Origin of the sequence: Marinilactibacillus sp. GCM10026970, from assembly GCF_042660675.1 — a bacterium.
Classification (GTDB): Bacteria; Bacillota; Bacilli; order Lactobacillales; family Carnobacteriaceae_A; genus Marinilactibacillus.
On sequence record NZ_JBHSUL010000015.1, the window covers coordinates 16,155 to 32,388 of the forward strand.

Genomic DNA, 16,234 nt, shown 5'->3' on the forward strand with positions numbered 1-16,234 from the left:
TAACAAGTGCTTTTTCATTTATAAATCATAATCTTTTTAATTAATTAGCAAACTGAGCATCATAAAGACGTTTATAAGCTCCATCTAATGCCATAAGTTGCTCGTGAGATCCTTCTTCTTCAATGCCATTCGTTGTAACGACTACGATGCGGTCTGCATTTTTGATTGTTGCCAGTCTGTGGGCAATAATCAATGTAGTACGTCCTTCTGAAAGAGAGTCGAGCGCTTCTTGTATCGCTTGTTCAGTCTCGGTATCAAGTGCCGAAGTCGCTTCATCTAAGATAAGAATCGGTGGATTTTTAAGAAACATTCTAGCAATCGACAGACGCTGTTTCTGACCGCCAGAAAGTTTGACGCCTCGCTCACCAATAATGGTATTTAAGCCGTTTGGAAGGGATTGAACAACCTCTTCTAAATTAGCTAATTGTACAGCTTTTCTAACTTGTTCGTCGTTTGCAGTTAAATCTCCATAAAGAATATTGTCTTTGATTGAGCCTGGGAATAAAAAGACATCTTGCTGAACAACACCAATTTGTTCTCTAAGAGATTGGACGGTTAAATCATGAATGTTATGACCATCTACTTCGATACTTCCAGAATCAATTTCGTAGAATCTGGGAAGTAAATTACAGATTGTTGTCTTCCCTGCTCCACTTGGACCAACGAACGCGATCGTTTCACCTGCTTTTATGGATAGATTAACTTTATCAAGAATCGGACTATTTTCTTCATATCCAAAAGACACATTCGTATAATCGATATTTCCAATTAAAGAATCTACTGCGACTGCGTTAGGAGAATTTTGGATTTCAGGTTCTCTAGCCAGTTCATCTTGAAGTCTTTTAAATCCAGCAATTCCTTTGGGATAACTTTCAATCATGATGTTGACTCTTTCAATTGGACGCACAAGCACATTGGCGAACAATATAAATGCGACAAAGTCTCCATAGGATAGTTCTCCTTGTATTGTATAGTAAGCCCCAAAGAACATCGCGAACAAGGTGATTAAGCGCATAAAGAGATAATTATAAGAACTACTAAGTCCCATCATTTTATAAAAAAGATATTTTGATTTTTTATACGTTGTATTCAAAACTTTGAATCGCTCATCTTCGAACTCTTCATTTGCGAAAGCTTGTACAACTCTAATCCCACCGACTGAAGCTGAGATACCTGCACTAAAGCCAGCTAAATCATCATAGATGCGATTGTTTACACTAGTCATTTTTTTATTAAAGAATATGACAGCCAAGGCGATGAGCGGAACCAGCAAAAACGTCATGATGGCTAAGCGTACATGTACGGTTAACATAAGTCCAAAAGCACCCAGTAAGGTGAAAATCGTGATGAAAATATCTTCAGGTCCATGATGCGCAAGCTCAGCAATTTCAAATAAATCAGAAGTCAATCTAGTAATCAACTTCCCAGTTTCTCTGTTATCAAAATATTTAAAAGATTGCTTTTGAATATGCTTGTACAAATCCTGACGCATATCGGTTTCAATATTGGTTCCCAGTCTATGACCATAATACGTAACGATAAATTGTAATATCGTGTTGATTACATAAATGGATAGCAATCCTATAGAGACCCAGACAATTGTTGGCCATTCTTCTGTTGGCAAAATCGTATCGATTACTCTTTGAACAATAATTGGAAAAGCCAATTCCAACATAGCAACGATAATCGCTGAAGAAAAGTCTAATGTAAATAACCATTTGTACGGTTTATAATAGCTGAAAAATTTTTTTAACACTAAATAAATGCCCCCAGTATTCTTCTATATTCCCTTTGATGCTGACATTAGGCAGAACAAGTTTTTCATTCAACCTGTTCTACCCTGTCAGATTCTACTTATTTGATGAGTAATTGTGTAGTGTCTGCAAAAGTGATCGATAAATCATTAATCATTTTCAATAAAGACAATCGATTTTGCTTAACGGCTTCATTATCAGCCATGACCATGTTTTCTTCGAAAAAGGCATCGATAAATGTACTCAAAGACTTGAGTTCTTCGTATCGCTCATCTGCTTGTTTGGATTCCATGAATCGATCTACAGTTGATGTGGCTTTTTCAAATAATGCTTTTTCAGAAGCTGTATCTAGCAATGCTTGATCAACAAGTCCGTTTGGATTCGCTTTTTGTGCGAGATTAGAAACACGGTTAAGGGATTCTATGATTGATTTATAATCTGAGTCATCTTTTTTAAGATTCAATACAGAAGCCGTATCCATCAATAGTACAATATCTGCTTGATCAGCATTTAAAACAGCTTGTCTGATGTCATAGGCAATGACAGATTGATCACTGCTATCCGATTGCATTAACTGATCCAGACGGTCTTTAAGGAACTGAAGTAAAATCGTTTGATTTTGTGCAATCCCAGCTTTTAACTCTACATTAAGGGGTAATTGTTCTTCAATTTTAGTCATCACTTCTGCGATTGAGAAATGACGTGAAGATTGTTCAATCATTTTAACAATGCCCATTGCTTGTCTTCTCAAGGCAAATGGATCATTTGATCCTGATGGAACTTGACCAATTGCGAAAAACATCATCAAAGTGTCCAGTTTATCCGCTAAAGAAAGAACGGTGCCTACTTTTGTAGCTGGAACATTTCCTGTAGCCGAAGTTGGAAGATACTGTTCAGCAATGGCTGCACAAACGAATTCATCTTCTCCTTTTTCTCTAGCTAAAATCGCACCGATTTCACCTTGAAGCTTTGTGAATTCGACTACTGTACTGGAGACTAGATCAAATTTGAAAAATGTTCCTGCTTTTTCTAAAGCTGATTTTTCGTCAGAAGACAATTCAAATTGTTCTGAAAGGATTTGTGCAATCAGTGAAACGCGTTTTTGTTTATCGTACATAGACCCCAGTTTTTCGTGGAAGGAAACACGCTTTAGTTTGTCTACAAATTCTCCGATTGAAACTTTCTGATCTTCTTCATAGAAGAATTTAGCATCGGCCAGCCTTGCATCAAGTACTTTTTCATTTCCTTTGATGACAGTTTCGATGTCATCAGCTGATCCGTTACGAATTCCAATGAAGTTTGGCAAAAAGGCTTGTGAGGCATCATCTTTGCGAACTGGGAAATATCTTTGATGATCAGCCATCGAAACTTCTAAAGCAACTTCAGGGACTTTTAGATAGTCTTTGTTAAAAGAGCCAGAAAAGGCTGTTGGATATTCTACTAGGTCAGTAACCTCATCTAATAGTTCTTTGTTATCTAAAGGTACTTTCCAGCCATTTTCAGCACATAAATCTTTAATTTGAGTTTCAATCATCTCTTGACGTTTTTGTCTGTCCGCAATCACGAATTGGTTTTCTAAAGCCGTTTCATAAGCGTCAGCACTTTCAATTGTAATGGCTTCCCCTAAGAAACGATGTCCTTTAGTGTTCTGACTAGCTTCAATACCGAAAACAGTGATTGGTAAAACTTCTTGATCAAGTAAAGCGACTAGCCAGTGTAGTGGACGAATAAATTTATAAGTGTAGGTACTCCATTTCATACTTACTGGGAAAGTTAAGGAAGTTATGATATTTGGTAAGTCTGCCAAAATTTCAGCAGCCGTTTTTCCTTTTGTAAATTTCTCTACATAAATGTATTCAACACCTTTTACTTCTTTGAATACAATATCATCCGTTGAAGCACCTTGACCGCGAGTAAAGCCAATTGCTGCTTTGGACCAGTTTCCTTCAGCATCTTGAGCAATTTTTTTAGCAGGTCCTTTAACCAGTTGCTTGTCATCGGGCTGCATTTCCGCTAACTCTTCGATCATGATAGCCAGTCTTCTTGGAGTAGAATAGGTCTTAATTTCTTTGAAATCCAAGTTTGCTTCTTCAAGGTAAGCCTGAACTTTATCTTTCAATTGTTCAACAGCAGGTTTAATTGCCTTCGCTGGCATTTCTTCTAAACCGAGTTCAAGTAAAAATGTATGTGGCATATTAGTTTGCCTCCTTTTCAGTATAACGCTCTACCCAAGCAGGGCTTTCAGTTTCATCTAATAAAGGAAATCCCAGATTAGCTCGTTCTGAAACAAATGCACGAGCAATGCTATGCGCCATTCTACGGATACGTCTAAGGAAATCTGGACGCTCTGTTGCAGATACTGCGCCTCTAGCGTCCAATAAGTTGAACGTGTGACTACATTTTAGTACGCAGTCATATGCTGGGTGTGCTAGTCCCTTTTCAATTAGTGCATGAGCTTCCGTTTCATACTCTTTGAAATGATTGAACAGCATTTCTTGATTGCTATAGTCAAAGGCATAAGCAGACTGCTCATATTCTGGTTGTTTGAAGATTTCGCCATACTTAACGCCAGGTGCCCATTCAATATCATAAACACTTTCGACGTCTTGAATATAAGAAGCTAAACGCTCAAGTCCATAAGTTAATTCACTTGTTACAGCATCAACTTCGAGTCCGCCAACTTGTTGGAAGTAAGTGAATTGAGTCACTTCCATACCATCAAGCCAAACTTCCCAGCCAAGACCTGCACAACCAAGAGATGGATTCTCCCAGTTATCTTCAACAAAACGAATATCATGCTCTAAAGGATTGATACCTAAAAGTTCAAGACTTTTAAGATACAATTCTTGAATATTGTCTGGTGAAGGTTTCATAACCACTTGGAACTGGTGATGTTGATAAAGACGGTTAGGATTTTCTCCATACCTTCCATCCGCTGGTCGTCTCGAAGGTTCAACGTAAGCTGCGTTCCATGGTTCAGGACCAATCGCTCTCAAGAACGTATAGGGACTCATCGTACCTGCCCCTTTTTCTGTATCGTATGCTTGCATCAACATACAACCTTGGTCAGACCAGTATTTCTGTAAAGTTAAAATGATTTCTTGAAACGTCAGTGCTTTTTTCATATAATCGTACTCCTTTTTAGTACTGTATTGGTATAAAATTTGAGCATATAAAAAACTCGTCCCTATACTGACAGTTTTACAATCAGTATAGGGACGAGTTCTCTCGCGGTTCCACCCTACTTCTAGCATGAAATCATACTAGCGCTTTATTTATGCACTCCAGATGCCTTTCAAAATGTGATCTAGACTTGGCTTACACTATCCCAAGCTCGCTTCTTAGACGCTACATTTCTACTTCTTCTGTCTTTGTACTGTTTAATTGTTAATTTCTATCTTACACGAACATGCTATAATGTCAATCTTGAATTGTTCGATTAAAGGACATATGCAAAAAGATGATGTTTTTCAACAAGCTCAATTGTAGCTAGCTGATCTTTGTTGTCTAGATATAATTCTACGCCGCTCCTTATTCTGTAATGAATTTTAACTACTAAAGTAGAAAGTTGATTCAAATTACCAAAGTAATTTACCGGTTTATGATGGTTGGAAAAATATTGTAGTGATCTAATTGTTCCATAACCTTTGATTTTTTGTCGATTGGAAGTGACAAATAACGTAAAGTTGGATGCGGACTATCGACAGTAAAACGAATCTTGAGTGAATGTTTTTTCTCTTTAATTAACCAGTCCTTGGTGTCCTCAAAGCTAATTTCATCACTTAGTAAGCCTTTAGGGTGATAATTACCTTCAATCAATGCAATCACACCAGTTTCCGTAAAGCCTAGTACAAGTTTCTCAAAAATTAAAATAGCAAATACGACAATCGCTAAACTATAATTTATTAAAGTGGGTTCCACATATGTAATAAAAGTGAAAACAGCTATTATTAAAATAACCGCTAAGACCTTTTCAAAAAGAAATCTATACTGATGAATCACGACCCGTCTTGACTGATATACCATAGGCAAAAAATAGAAACTCAATAATAATAGTAAACCAGATTTAATTAACATTATCACTTCAAAAACCCTTTCAATATTAATAAAGACCAGAAACTCATTTTAATCTTCTGGTCTTTTCAAAACCCCATCCCATTCATGCATATGGTCAATAAATCGTTTGCTTTTCAATTTTAACCCCACTAATTCTTCATAGAGTTTATCAATGACGTAGCGGATTTCTTTCTTTGTTTGTTCGGACATGGAAATCGTTCCAATTTTATCGAATGAAATCACTGAGAATAAGCGGATAAAGTGAATGGCTTTTGGACTTGCATGATATCTTCGTTCATCTTCAAAGTAATGATTCGGACACAAAAGTCCGTTGTACTTACTGGAGTAATCAAATGCACCTTCTGTTTTACCGCAAATAACGCACCCTCTCAATTCGGGCATAACCCCGAAATATCTAAGGAACCTAATTTCAAAAATATTTAAAATGATTTCTGGTTCTTCAAGTTCATCCATCAGAGTTAAGCCATCTTTTAATTGACTAAACAAATCAAAGTCTGGAACTCTGTCTTCTAGTGCTGCATCAGCTAATCCGCAAGCATAAGTTGCATAAGCGTTTTTAAAGATATCAAGCTGAACTTGAGAATAAGGCGCAATATCCTTGGCATCTCTAAGAAAGCTCAACCCCTGGTCTCTTATATCTGCAATATATGTTCCATGAGAAAAAGGCTGAATCGCACGTTTCAATTTGTTGTTTGGATTTTTAGTTCCTCTCACAAAAAACATCATTTTACCGTAACGGTCAGTGAACAACTTAACCAGATAATCTCTTTCCCGGTGCTTTCTAACAGATATGACAATACCCTCTACTTCTTCTAAATGTGCCATTTTACACCTCTGAATAAAGCAATAGACGTTTTCTCTATAAAAGAAAACGTCCAGCTGATTTTTATTGATTAATAATCTTCGTTCTTGTAGCCATAATCCGAAAGATAGGTTTGCTTGTCGCGCCAGTCACTTTGAACTTTTACCCAAGTTTCAAGATAGATTTTATCTCCTAGTAGTCGTTCAATATCTTTTCTAGCACGCGTACCGATTTCTTTCAGCATTTTACCGCCTTTTCCGATTATGATGCCTTTTTGACTTTTACGTTCTACGATAATGGTTGCATCTACTTTAACTTTATCGTATTCATCACGCACCATTCTTTCAACAACAACAGCTACTGAATGGGGAACTTCTTCTCTCGTTAATTCAAGGACTTTCTCACGAATCAATTCTGATACGATAAAGTACTCAGGGTGATCGGAAACTTGATCTTCAGGATAATATTGAGGGCCTTCATCAAGATATTTAATAACAACATCTAGCATACGGTCCACGTTATTTCCATCAATTGCAGAAATTGGAATGATCTCATCGAAGTCATATTGTTCTTGATAATCTTCAATAATCGGAAGAAGTTCATCCGGGTGAACTTGGTCAATTTTATTTAAAATCAAAAAGACTGGTGTAGAGATATGTTGCAATTTTTCAATAATAAAGTTATCTCCAGGTCCACGCTTTTCTGCTACGTTCACAAGGAATAAGACAACGTCTACTTCGTTGAATGTACTTAACGCTGAATCTACCATGAAATCGCCTAATCTGTGCTTAGGTTTATGAATACCTGGTGTATCGATAAAGACAACTTGTTCGTTATCTGTTGTATAGATACCTTGTATTTTATTTCTAGTTGTTTGGGCTTTGTCACTCATGATAGCAATTTTTTGACCGATCATTCGATTCAATAATGTTGATTTACCGACGTTTGGTCTCCCAATAAGCGAGACGAATCCAGATTTGTGTACTCTTTCTTCTGACATTTTATACCATATCCTTTGATTGAAAGGCTCCAGGAAGCAAGTCTTTTACGGTTGTTTCCTGTTCCATTCCTTTTTTATTTGTAAGTAACACTTTCGTTTCGGGTGCAAAGAACTCACTCATGACTTGTCTGCATGCACCACAAGGTGAAATTGGGCCATCGGTATCTCCAGTTACGACAATATATTCAAAGTTTCTTTCTCCCTCAGAGACTGCCTTAAAAATAGCCGTTCTTTCAGCGCAATTTGTTAACCCAAATGATGCATTCTCTATATTACATCCGGAATAAACTTTTCCTTCTTTAGTCATCAGTGCAGCACCAACTGGAAAATGTGAATACGGTACGTAAGCTCTGTCTAACATTTTATCTGCTTGTTGAATAAGAGATTTGATTTGATCGTTGTTCATACTGTAAAAATCCTCTCGTTAAAAAAACAGGTCTAGCAACTTTGGTGCGAAAATCAGTAGCCCAGTTACAACCGAAAAAACCGTTGTACTCAACACTGCCGCTGCGGCCATGTCTTTTACTTTTTTAGCTAATGGGTGATACTCTTGCGTAACGAGATCCACAAGGTTTTCAATAACCGTGTTTAGAATCTCCATGACAAAAACGAGAAAAGAAGCCAACAAGATCCATAACCATTCCGTTACAGACAACGAAAGAAAGACTCCAAGAATCAATGCAATGGCACCTGCCATAACATGGGTACGCATATTGCGTTCTTCTTGAAAAGTCGTTTTGACGCCTTCAAATGCATAGCGGAAGGAATCGCTGTATCTTCTGTTTTTTTGCGGCAGCTGTTTTTTATCGTTCAAGTCCATACTCCTTTAAAATTTCTTCTTGCAGAGAGAACATTTCTTTTTCATCTGTTTCATTCATATGATCATAGCCATTCAAATGAAGCAAGCCGTGAACAACAAGAAACCCTAATTCTCTTTTAAATGAGTGTCCGTATTCCTCTGCCTGTTCGCTTGTTTTCTCGATTGAAATAAATAGGTCCCCAAGCACTCTTGGTAAGTCAAACGAGTCATCATCTGGCATAACCCATTCATCTTCCTGTTCGTCTTCCATAGCAAAGCTGATCACGTCTGTAGCATAATCCTTGTTTCTATAGGTTTTATTGATCTCTTGAATCCGTTGATTATCTACAATAGTTACAGAAACTTCTGCAGTTTCTTCAATTGAAAGCTTTTCAGCTGAGAAATCCAAAATATCTGTTATTAGTTGTTCTTCTTCGGGTTGTAATCGATTTGTTTCATCGTATAATATGATTTCCATTATTTTTTCAGATCCATTTCTTTTTCATAGGCTTTGATGACTTTAGCAACTAGAGGATGTCTGATGACGTCTTCGGCTTCAAAATGAATATGACCGATACCCGTGACGCCACTTAATACACGCTCAGCATGAATTAAACCACTTGTCGTACCAGAAGGTAAATCAATTTGAGTTTTATCTCCATTAATAATCATTTTTGAGCCAAAACCTAGACGAGTCAAAAACATTTTCATTTGTGGAACAGTTGTATTTTGAGCTTCGTCAAGGATAACAAATGCATCATCTAGTGTACGTCCACGCATATAAGCTAAAGGCGCAACTTCGATAATTTCTCTGTCCATTAAACGGTTTGTATGCTCTGTTCCATATATATTGTAAAGAGCATCATACAGAGGTCGTAAATAAGGATCGACTTTTTCTTTTAAATCACCTGGTAGAAATCCTAATTTTTCCCCTGCTTCAACAGCAGGACGTGTTAAAATGATTCGTTTAACTTCTCCTCTGCGCATTGCCGCTACTGCCATTGCGACAGCGACATAAGTTTTACCAGTACCGGCTGGACCGATACCTAAAACGATGTCATTATTTTTTACAGAATGAACATAATTTCTCTGACCCACATTTTTAATGCGAATTGGACGTCCATCGCGATCTTTACCAATTTCTTCTTCATACATTTTTATGAATTGAGATAGTTTGCCTTGTTGAGCCATTCTTACTGCGGATAAGATATCTGTACGCTTGATTCTATTTCCTCTTTCAGAAAGCAGCTCTACTTCGTTTAATACACTGTCTGCTAACTCGACAGCTTCTTTATCGCCACTAATCTCAACTTGATTACCTCGGTTGTTTATCGTGACAGCCAATTCATCTTCCAATAACTTGAGATGAATGTTCTGTGCTCCAAATATTTGAATCGCTATTTCTGAATCATCAAAGATTCGGACTTTTTTATGTGCATTGTCAGTCAAACAAATGCCAACTCCTTTGAATTGTTTAATTAATAATCGCTTCTATCAAATGATAGCATAAATGTAATTTAATCTCTATATTTAGAAGTATAATAGCATTTTCTTATTCAATTAGAAGTTTATCGCCGCTGTTCAAAGAAAAAAGTCGAAAAAAAAGAGGAGTCAAGATGAATATCTCAACTCCCTTTCTTTATTTGCTTAGTTCTTTTTTGACTAGTGAGCTAACCAGACTTCCGTCAGCTTTACCCTTAACTTTAGGTAAAATGGCACCCATTACTTTCCCCATATCTTTCATGGAGTCCGCTCCAGTCTGAACGACTGCATCTTGAACAATTTGAGAAATCTCTTCCTCACTTAATTGTTCTGGAAGATAACGATCGACAATGGATAATTCTTTTTCAAGTTTTTCCACTAAATCCTTGCGGTCAGCTTCTTGAAACTCGTGTAAAGATTCCAATCTCTGCTTTTTCTCGCGAGCAAGAACAGTTAGTTCTTCATCATCTGTCAACTCTTCACCTTTGTTGATCTGCTCGTTTTGCAAGGCAGATTTAAGCATACGAATTGTTGTTAGACTCTCGCGATCTTTAGCTTTCATCGCTACTTTCATATCTTGATTTAGTTCTTCTAGTTTGGCCAAACGATTCACCCTCTTAAAAAAGTGGTGGTACATTAAGATCCATCGAGGCAACGAAACAGTAAATTAAAATTTACCAGGTTTACGTTTTCTTGCTTCCTCAGATTTCTTTTTACGTTTTACACTTGGCTTTTCATAGTATTCACGTTTACGGGCTTCTTTTAATGTGCCTGTTTTAGAAACGGAACGTTTGAAGCGACGAAGAGCATCATCAAGACTCTCACCGTTCTTGATATCTGTTTTAGTCATCGTTCTTCCCCTCCCCTCGTACGTTCAGGGCATTCCATTGTTTAATGAGTTCATTAATCACAATCGGTCTTCCCTATCAATAAATGATGTAACTGATTTCATATACATTGAAAATGCATAAAAACAGTTCTTGCTCATTATATACAACAAGATATTTTACGTCAATACATTGTTGTAAAATAATTAAAGTTTTTATCTTTAGTTACATTTGAACAGTTAACCTATTTGGATTAACTTGCAACACAGTCATCGCATAATCCAAACAATTCAAATCTATGAGAAACCACTTTACAGCCTGGTAGCTGGTCTGCAAACATGTCTAGCGGGCAATCTTTTAAGCCAATTGTCTTCCCACAATTCGTACAAATAAAGTGATGATGGTGGTGACCATGCATGTCACAATTGAATCGGAAAAGTTTTTCACCATTTAATTCAGTTTCTTCCACTACAGATAATTCCACGAAAGTATTTAAATTACGGTAGATTGTATCTGGACTAATTCCTGGAAAAAGTTCTTTCAAATGATCTTGAACTTCTTTTGCTGACATATACTTGTCTTGATTGTATAAAAGTTCTAAAAGCTTTTGTCGTTTGCCGGTTGTTTTATAGCCATTTTTCTTTAAAGTTGTTACAGCTTTTTCAAAAGCAGTCAAGCGATCGCTTCCTTTTAATTAGTTTAGTTTATAATAGCGAATATGTTAAAGAATATCAAGATGGTGGTGAGACTTTAACAATATATACGTGTCCTGTATACTAAGTCATATTGAAACGAGAGAGGAAGAATCTTATGGGAGACCATCAACCATTAGCTATATTTGTATTGTCAGATTCTGTCGGAGGAACGGCTAGCAACATTAGTAACGCAGCACTTTCACAGTTTCCTAGTCTACACTGTGACTTTAAAATATTTTCATTTATTAGAGAAAAGAAACAATTATTGAGTATTTTAGAAAAAGCAGAGGCGGTCAATGCTCTGATTCTGCATACTTTTGTTGATAGCGTATTAATTGACACCATTCATAATTACTGCGGTGAACACGATTTGACTTGTATTGATATTCTGAATCCGATTATCAGAGAAATTAGTCAACGAACAAATTTAGAGCCTCAAGGCAAACCTGGTGCTATGCATAAACTGGATGAGAATTACTTTGATCGTATAGGCGCAATGGAATTTGCAGTAACTTATGATGATGGTAAAGATCCTAAAGGATTTCTTGAAGCGGATATCGTTATATTAGGAATTTCGAGAACTTCAAAAACACCGCTGAGTATTTACCTTGCAAATCAGAATTATAAAGTTGCCAACTTACCGCTTATGCCTGAATCTGAAATACCAAAAGAATTATGGCAAGTAGATTCCAGAAAAATTGTTGGACTGACAAATGATGAAAGTATTTTATCTAATATTCGTAGAGAAAGAATGATCTCTTACGGAATGAATCCAGATACGCCCTATTCAAGCACTGCACGCATCCAAAAAGAGATTCGTTACGCTGAAGACTTGTATAAAAAATTAGACTGTCAAATCATCAATGTCGCCAATAAATCTATCGAAGAAACGGCCGCAATCATTGTAAATTCTTTTCAAGCACAATAAGAAAAAGCAGCTGACCAAAAGGTCTAGCTGCTTTTTTGCATAAAACACTAAGCTTTCTTACGTTTGATTTTACCATCCCAATCAGCGTAACCGCCTTTTAAGATGTATAGATTAGAGTAACCTTGTTTCTTAAGCATAATGGCTGCTCGTGCGCTCATCATTTTTTTCTCATCGTACAAATAGATTGGCTGATCTTTGCGTAATTCGTTTGCTCTTTGCTTCATCTGCATATAAGGGACGTTACGAGCGCCAAGAATATGGCCCGCATCGAATTCGTCTTTGCCTCTTACATCTACGATCTGAGCTCTACGCATATTTTCTTTGAAAACTTCTTTAGTCACAACTTCAGCAGCATTTTTTCTTCTGAAATATTGAACCAGTTCCCAAACTCCCCACGCAAGTAGCCCAATCCAAAGAATTATAGTAAAAATTGTCATTCCATCCAATTTCAAACTTCCTCTCTATCACTTCTCACCTTTATATATTACATTAGAAAAGCGTTTTTTTCTAGTGTATATTTCAAGAAGGATCAGAAATAAGAGAAATCAATTCTTCCGTACCATCTAATTCTATAATATTTTCAAACTGCCATCCGTAAAGAACATATTGTTCATTGGGAGATAACGCTATTGGAGCGTTGTCTGGAAGCTCTAAAAGATTTTCATACTCATTGTTCTCAAAATCTAGTAAACATAAATTAAAATCTCCTAATGACAGATTCAAATCTATTGCCTCATTTGCTATGACTCCTAAAACGGCTCCATTTCGAGTGCTCTGAGATAAGAAAGGTTTTATAGGGATTTCCCCTCTCGATACTTTAGGAATGGTCAGAGCACCTTGATTTACCAAGAAAGGGTGGTCTTTCATTAAGTGAACCTCTTTATCATTTATATCCGATGCCTCCATAGAGATAAAGGTATCTTGATAAAGGTGATAGTCGATGGTTTTGTTGTTGATCATCTGATCTCTTTCAGTAGACCTAGTATCTCCAATATATAAGTAACCATCTGCTTCGTTCACGTATAGATACAAATGTGCAGAATACCAACTTGGTTCAATAGCATCTATGTGGAAATCAACTAATTCATTGGTCTCTAAATTCCAGATCATGACTTTCGAAGATTCTACAGATGTTTCCTGGTCATATTGATAGTGAGACAAAAATAGGAGGGTTTCATCGACTGCATTCCAGTCAACTGAAATATAGCCAGAATAACCAAGGTCTATTCTACGTAACTCTTCCCCTTCTGTGGTCATTGTAAGCAATTCAACAATTGAATCAGAGCCCTCCTGAATAAGAATTTTATCCAGAGATGTATTGATCTCCACTGTTAAAATATGGTGATTTGTAGTATAAATGTTTTGCTCTTCGCCAGTATGAATATTTAATCGAATCAATTCTTGCTCTTCTTGATCTCCTAAGTGGACGAGTATGTCTGTATCATCTAACCAACCAACAATTTTTTGCACAGTATGCTTTGATTGATCAATTTGAACAAAGGTTTCCAGTTCTTCATCCGTTTCTTCTGTTTCTGTGGTACCAAGAGAGCTACATCCAAAAAGAAAGAGAGTGATCAAAAGCGTAGGAATAAAACAGATCATGTAACGACCGTTTGTTCTCAGCATTTTAATCACCCTCTTTACTCTTGTATTAGTATATTTTTAATACTAGCACAATAAAGGTAGAATTTTCACGTATTAAACCTCAGCTGTAGATTGGTTGAGTACCAGAGAACTTGCTCCGATTACACCAGCATCATTACCTAATTCAGCAATTTTGATTTTAGTATGGTCATAAATTGGTGGAAAAGCGTATCTTTTAAATTTTTCTGCGATTTTATTTAACAAGAAATCTCCAGCCCTAGAGACACCGCCGCCGATAACGATTGTTGAAGGATTTAACATATTAGCGATATTACCACAAGCTAATGCGAGATAATTGCACACTTCGTCTACAACAAGGTTTGCAAAAGTATCGTTATCTTTAGCTGCATCAAAAACCGTTTTCGCATCTACACTGTCTCCATTATCGATACTTTCTTTTAACATAGATTCTCCTGCAAAAGATTCAGCCATCGTTCTTGCTAGTCTGACGACTCCAGTTGCACTAGCGACGGTTTCTAGACAGCCTTTATTGCCACATGTGCAATCAAAGCCATGAGGCTCAACAACGATATGACCGATTTCACCAGCAGCTCCGGTAGCGCCACGTGTCAATTCATTATTCAAGATAATGCCTCCGCCTACACCAGTGCCTAAAGTCATAAACACAACGTTAGGTTCATTATTACCAGCACCCATCCATTGTTCACCTAAAGCAGCAACATTAGCGTCGTTATCAATAACGAACGGTATACCTGTTCCTGCTTCTATTGCGGCTTTAATGTTTTGAGTCGTGCGCCAATTTAAGTTATAGGCACCAATTACGGTTCCTTCTTTATGATTCACACTTCCTGGTGAACCCATACCGATTCCTAAAAATTCTTCTTTTTGCATTCCGTACAACTCTATGTGATGTAAGATAGATTCAATGATTGAAGGAACGATTTTAGTACCTAGATCAGAACTATCTGTTTCTATACTCCATTTAGTTTGTACTTGACCATCTGTTGTTAAGATAGCGAACTTAACAGTTGTACCACCAAGATCGATTCCAATTAATTTTTTCTTAAGCATCTTGAATTCCTCCGAATATTAAAAATATAGTGAACTGGTTGTTTGCCAGCCAATGACAAGTAAAACAATTAAAGCAATTATATATATTGCAGCATACTTGCCCTGTACTTTCAAACCACTGACCCAAGCATTAGGAGCAGATAATGCATATGTCAGTAAATACCCGCCTGCAATTCCTCCTATGTGACCAGCCATATCAATACCGCTACTAAAAATTCCAAATAATAGATTTATGATAATTAAAGCCATAAATCTTTTCGACATTTCTTTAATACTGTAATTATTTGGAAAAAGTTTGGGTAAAGCTAAAGTAGCTCCGAATAGTCCAAAAAGAGCTGTGCTGGCTCCAGCAGAAATAGATTGATTAAAAGCAAAGCTAGCAGCGTTTCCAGCAAGTGCGCTTAACATGTACAATAAAAAGTATCGCCAATGCCCAAAAATGTCTTCGACTTGAATCCCTAAAAAGTAGATGAGTACGCCATTAAATAAAATATGTTCAAAACCAATATGAAGAAATACAGGCGTAATGAGTCGCCACCACTCACCAAAAATAATTAACTGATTGACCTTAGCTCCAAACTGTACTAAAACGAGTGGATTTTCACTTCCGCCACTTATCGTTTGAAGAAAGAACATAAAAATTGTTACCACTATTAGTCCATATGTAACATAAGGTTTTCTTTGCCATCTCCTAAGAGACATTTTCATTTGAGGGTTCATATTTTGATCTTCCTTTTCAGCTATTTAATAAACAGTATAGCACACATATATAGGTTTTGAGAGATAAATAAAACGGTGTCAAACGAAAAAAAGCTACCAAAGATCTGTAGGACCTTTGGTAGCTGAAAAGTTTGTTTACTCCATATTGCCTTCTAAATCTTTTTTGAAGGCTTGGGCAGCTTTGAGATTCTGATCTGCCTTTTCATGTTTATCTTTTTGTGTAAGATGTGAATTTTCAACTTCAACATGATCCGTATCAAACGAATCTGTTAAGCTAGTTGTTTCACCAGTACTTTCAATCGAAACAATATGTGCAGCATGTAGATAAATCGTTTCTCCAGATTTTAATTGAAATTCCTGGAAATCCGAATCTGATTTAACAAAAGCCGTTGTAATCTCTTGGGGTGTTAATTGAATCATGTAAAGTTCACCATTTGTCATACTGACTTTAGACATTTTACTCATTCTAATCAA

19 protein-coding genes are annotated in these 16,234 nt (G+C 36.7%); 1 reads left to right on the forward strand and 18 read right to left on the reverse strand.

Features of this window, described 5'->3' with window-relative positions; all coding sequences use genetic code 11:
• Window positions 1-40: 40 nt before the first annotated feature.
• From ACFP65_RS05290 to ACFP65_RS05350, 13 genes are all read right to left on the reverse strand, one after another.
• Window positions 41-1,756, reverse strand: coding sequence for an ABC transporter ATP-binding protein (locus tag ACFP65_RS05290; protein ID WP_379916596.1), 1,716 nt, complete (start codon window positions 1,754-1,756; stop codon window positions 41-43).
• Between the two features lie 98 nt (window positions 1,757-1,854).
• On the reverse strand, window positions 1,855-3,948 hold the full coding sequence (gene glyS, locus ACFP65_RS05295; protein WP_379916598.1) for a glycine--tRNA ligase subunit beta: 2,094 nt from the start codon (window positions 3,946-3,948) through the stop codon (window positions 1,855-1,857).
• A gap of 1 nt (window position 3,949) precedes the next feature.
• On the reverse strand, window positions 3,950-4,879 hold the full coding sequence (gene glyQ / locus ACFP65_RS05300) for a glycine--tRNA ligase subunit alpha (protein ID WP_379916600.1): 930 nt from the start codon (window positions 4,877-4,879) through the stop codon (window positions 3,950-3,952).
• Window positions 4,880-5,345: 466 nt separating this feature from the next.
• The gene (locus tag ACFP65_RS05305; protein WP_379916602.1) at window positions 5,346-5,837 is read right to left on the reverse strand and encodes a hypothetical protein; all 492 of its coding nucleotides are present in this window, start codon (window positions 5,835-5,837) and stop codon (window positions 5,346-5,348) included.
• Window positions 5,838-5,879: 42 nt separating this feature from the next.
• Window positions 5,880-6,656 carry a DNA repair protein RecO gene (gene recO / locus ACFP65_RS05310; protein ID WP_379916604.1) on the reverse strand — a complete coding sequence of 259 codons (777 nt, stop codon included), beginning with the start codon at window positions 6,654-6,656 and terminating at the stop codon, window positions 5,880-5,882.
• A gap of 68 nt (window positions 6,657-6,724) precedes the next feature.
• Window positions 6,725-7,633, reverse strand: a complete 909-nt coding sequence (gene era / locus ACFP65_RS05315) for a GTPase Era (RefSeq protein WP_379916606.1) — start codon at window positions 7,631-7,633, stop codon at window positions 6,725-6,727.
• A 1-nt stretch (window position 7,634) separates the two neighbouring features.
• Window positions 7,635-8,039 (reverse strand): cytidine deaminase, encoded by a 405-nt coding sequence (locus ACFP65_RS05320; RefSeq protein WP_379916608.1) that lies wholly within the window; start codon window positions 8,037-8,039, stop codon window positions 7,635-7,637.
• Window positions 8,040-8,057: 18 nt separating this feature from the next.
• Entirely contained in the window at window positions 8,058-8,453 is a 396-nt protein-coding gene (locus ACFP65_RS05325) for a diacylglycerol kinase family protein (protein ID WP_379916610.1), read from the reverse strand.
• Window positions 8,437-8,910: an rRNA maturation RNase YbeY gene (gene ybeY / locus ACFP65_RS05330; RefSeq protein WP_379916612.1), complete on the reverse strand. Its 474-nt coding sequence runs from the start codon at window positions 8,908-8,910 to the stop codon at window positions 8,437-8,439. The genes ACFP65_RS05325 and ybeY overlap by 17 nt, the downstream gene beginning before the upstream one ends.
• Window positions 8,910-9,881, reverse strand: coding sequence for a PhoH family protein (locus ACFP65_RS05335; RefSeq protein ID WP_379916614.1), 972 nt, complete (start codon window positions 9,879-9,881; stop codon window positions 8,910-8,912). The genes ybeY and ACFP65_RS05335 overlap by 1 nt, the downstream gene beginning before the upstream one ends.
• Window positions 9,882-10,071: 190 nt before the next feature.
• Window positions 10,072-10,518: a GatB/YqeY domain-containing protein gene (locus ACFP65_RS05340; protein WP_379916616.1), complete on the reverse strand. Its 447-nt coding sequence runs from the start codon at window positions 10,516-10,518 to the stop codon at window positions 10,072-10,074.
• Window positions 10,519-10,581: 63 nt separating this feature from the next.
• A complete protein-coding gene (rpsU, locus tag ACFP65_RS05345; protein ID WP_225743959.1) occupies window positions 10,582-10,764 on the reverse strand; it encodes a 30S ribosomal protein S21 in 183 nt (60 codons plus the stop codon).
• A 230-nt stretch (window positions 10,765-10,994) separates the two neighbouring features.
• Window positions 10,995-11,417 (reverse strand): Fur family transcriptional regulator, encoded by a 423-nt coding sequence (locus ACFP65_RS05350; protein WP_379916619.1) that lies wholly within the window; start codon window positions 11,415-11,417, stop codon window positions 10,995-10,997.
• Between the two features lie 134 nt (window positions 11,418-11,551).
• On the opposite strand from ACFP65_RS05350, the gene ACFP65_RS05355 reads away from it, so the two are divergent.
• Window positions 11,552-12,364 (forward strand): pyruvate, water dikinase regulatory protein, encoded by an 813-nt coding sequence (locus ACFP65_RS05355; protein WP_379916621.1) that lies wholly within the window; start codon window positions 11,552-11,554, stop codon window positions 12,362-12,364.
• A 47-nt stretch (window positions 12,365-12,411) separates the two neighbouring features.
• Here ACFP65_RS05355 and ACFP65_RS05360 read toward each other — a convergent pair whose 3' ends face one another.
• The 5 genes from ACFP65_RS05360 to ACFP65_RS05380 all read right to left on the reverse strand — a co-directional run bounded on the left by ACFP65_RS05360 (window position 12,412) and on the right by ACFP65_RS05380 (window position 16,225).
• Window positions 12,412-12,801: a rhodanese-like domain-containing protein gene (locus ACFP65_RS05360; protein ID WP_379916652.1), complete on the reverse strand. Its 390-nt coding sequence runs from the start codon at window positions 12,799-12,801 to the stop codon at window positions 12,412-12,414.
• Window positions 12,802-12,883: 82 nt separating this feature from the next.
• Entirely contained in the window at window positions 12,884-13,990 is a 1,107-nt protein-coding gene (locus tag ACFP65_RS05365) for a hypothetical protein (RefSeq protein WP_379916623.1), read from the reverse strand.
• 72 nt (window positions 13,991-14,062) lie between these two features.
• Window positions 14,063-15,040 (reverse strand): ROK family glucokinase, encoded by a 978-nt coding sequence (locus ACFP65_RS05370; RefSeq protein WP_379916625.1) that lies wholly within the window; start codon window positions 15,038-15,040, stop codon window positions 14,063-14,065.
• 18 nt (window positions 15,041-15,058) lie between these two features.
• A complete protein-coding gene (locus tag ACFP65_RS05375) occupies window positions 15,059-15,760 on the reverse strand; it encodes a rhomboid family intramembrane serine protease (protein WP_379916627.1) in 702 nt (233 codons plus the stop codon).
• A gap of 135 nt (window positions 15,761-15,895) precedes the next feature.
• Window positions 15,896-16,225 (reverse strand): hypothetical protein, encoded by a 330-nt coding sequence (locus ACFP65_RS05380; protein WP_379916629.1) that lies wholly within the window; start codon window positions 16,223-16,225, stop codon window positions 15,896-15,898.
• Between the last annotated feature and the right edge of the window lie 9 nt (window positions 16,226-16,234).